The sequence below is a fragment of the Mesorhizobium sp. M4B.F.Ca.ET.058.02.1.1 genome, assembly GCF_003952505.1.
GTDB lineage: Bacteria > Pseudomonadota > Alphaproteobacteria > Rhizobiales > Rhizobiaceae > Mesorhizobium.
Genome location: NZ_CP034450.1, coordinates 5,407,501 through 5,410,000 on the forward strand (window position 1 = coordinate 5,407,501; position 2,500 = coordinate 5,410,000).

General features: G+C 54.0%; 1 rRNA gene (cut by a window edge). It reads left to right on the forward strand.

Annotated elements, in window-relative coordinates:
• A 23S ribosomal RNA gene (locus EJ073_RS26265) occupies positions 1-2,418 on the forward strand; it begins 382 nt to the left of the window's first position.
• The last annotated feature ends 82 nt before the right edge of the window (positions 2,419-2,500 follow it).

The following is a 2,500-nucleotide window of genomic DNA, read 5'->3' on the forward strand; positions in this document are numbered from 1 at the left end:
CCCGTACGCGTAATGCGATCAATCGTCCTCGAGTAAGGCGGGACACGTGAAATCCTGTCTGAAATTGGGAGGACCACCTTCCAAGCCTAAGTACTCGTGCATGACCGATAGCGAACTAGTACCGTGAGGGAAAGGTGAAAAGCACCCCGACAAGGGGAGTGAAAGAGTACCTGAAACCGATTGCCTACAAACAGTGGGAGCCCGCAAGGGTGACCACGTACCTTTTGTATAATGGGTCAGCGACTTAGTGTGACGAGCAAGCTTAAACCGATAGGTGTAGGCGCAGCGAAAGCGAGTCTGAACAGGGCGTTCAGTTCGTCGCATTAGACCCGAAACCGAGTGATCTAGCCATGAGCAGGTTGAAGGTAAGGTAACACTTACTGGAGGACCGAACCCATAACTGTTGCAATAGTTCGGGATGACTTGTGGCTAGGGGTGAAAGGCCAATCAAACTCGGAAATAGCTGGTTCTCCGCGAAATCTATTTAGGTAGAGCGTCGACCGAATACCCCAGGGGGTAGAGCACTGGATGGGCTAGGGGTCCTCACCGGATTACCAAACCTAACCAAACTCCGAATACCTGGGAGTACTAGTCGGCAGACACACGGCGGGTGCTAACGTCCGTCGTGAAAAGGGAAACAACCCTGACCTACAGCTAAGGTCCCCAAGTTATGGCTAAGTGGGAAAGGATGTGAGGATCCCAAAACAACCAGGATGTTGGCTTAGAAGCAGCCATCATTTAAAGAAAGCGTAACAGCTCACTGGTCTAAATAAGGGTCTTTGCGCCGAAAATGTAACGGGGCTAAAGCCATACACCGAAGCTTAGGGTTCGTGAGCAATCACGAGCGGTAGCGGAGCGTTCTGTAAGCTGATGAAGCCGTACCCGTGAGGGGCGGTGGAGGTATCAGAAGTGCGAATGCTGACATGAGTAACGTAAGGGGAGTGAGAGACTCCCCCGCCGAAAGACCAAGGGTTCCTGCTTAAAGTTAATCTGAGCAGGGTTAGCCGGCCCCTAAGACGAGGCGGAAACGCGTAGTCGATGGGAACCACGTTAATATTCGTGGGCCTGGAGGTAGTGACGGATTGCACAAGTTGTTCAACCTTATCGGATTGGTTGGGCAGCGGAGCGGTTCCAGGAAATAGCTCCTCCTTATAGACCGTACCCGAAACCGACACTGGTGGTCTGGTAGAGTATACCAAGGCGCTTGAGAGAACTATGCTGAAGGAACTCGGCAAATTGCACGCGTAACTTCGGAAGAAGCGTGACCCTTTTCTGCGCAAGCAGAGGAGGGTGGCACAGACCAGGGGGTAGCGACTGTTTATCAAAAACACAGGGCTCTGCGAAGCCGCAAGGCGACGTATAGGGTCTGACGCCTGCCCGGTGCTGGAAGGTTAAGAGGAGGGGTGCAAGCTCTGAATCGAAGCCCCAGTAAACGGCGGCCGTAACTATAACGGTCCTAAGGTAGCGAAATTCCTTGTCGGGTAAGTTCCGACCTGCACGAATGGCGTAACGACTTCCCCGCTGTCTCCAGCATAGACTCAGTGAAATTGAATTCCCCGTGAAGATGCGGGGTTCCTGCGGTTAGACGGAAAGACCCCGTGCACCTTTACTATAGCTTTACATTGGCATTCGTAGTGGCATGTGTAGGATAGGTGGTAGGCTTTGAAGCCAGGGCGCCAGCCTTGGTGGAGCCACCCTTGAAATACCACCCTTATCTCTATGGATGTCTAACCGCGGCCCGTTATCCGGGTCCGGGACAATGTATGGTGGGTAGTTTGACTGGGGCGGTCGCCTCCTAAAGAGTAACGGAGGCGCGCGATGGTGGGCTCAGAACGGTCGGAAATCGTTCGCTGAGTGCAATGGCATAAGCCTGCCTGACTGCGAGACTGACAAGTCGAGCAGAGACGAAAGTCGGTCATAGTGATCCGGTGGTCCCGCGTGGAAGGGCCATCGCTCAACGGATAAAAGGTACGCCGGGGATAACAGGCTGATGACCCCCAAGAGTCCATATCGACGGGGTTGTTTGGCACCTCGATGTCGACTCATCGCATCCTGGGGCTGGAGCAGGTCCCAAGGGTATGGCTGTTCGCCATTTAAAGCGGTACGTGAGTTGGGTTCAGAACGTCGTGAGACAGTTCGGTCCCTATCTGCCGTGGGTGTAGGAATATTGAAAGGATCTGTCCCTAGTACGAGAGGACCGGGATGGACGGATCTCTGGTGGACCTGTTGTGGCGCCAGCCGCATAGCAGGGTAGCTATATCCGGACGGGATAACCGCTGAAGGCATCTAAGCGGGAAACCCACCTTGAAACGAGTATTCCCTGAGAACCGTGGAAGACGACCACGTTGATAGGCCGGGTGTGGAAGAGCGGCAACGCTTGAAGCTTACCGGTACTAATAGTTCGATCGGCTTGATCGTTCTCATTCCTAATATCCATCTTTGTTCTCACTCACGCTTGTTCCGCCCTTCGGGCGGCGCTACGTGGGTGCGGCGCATCGGC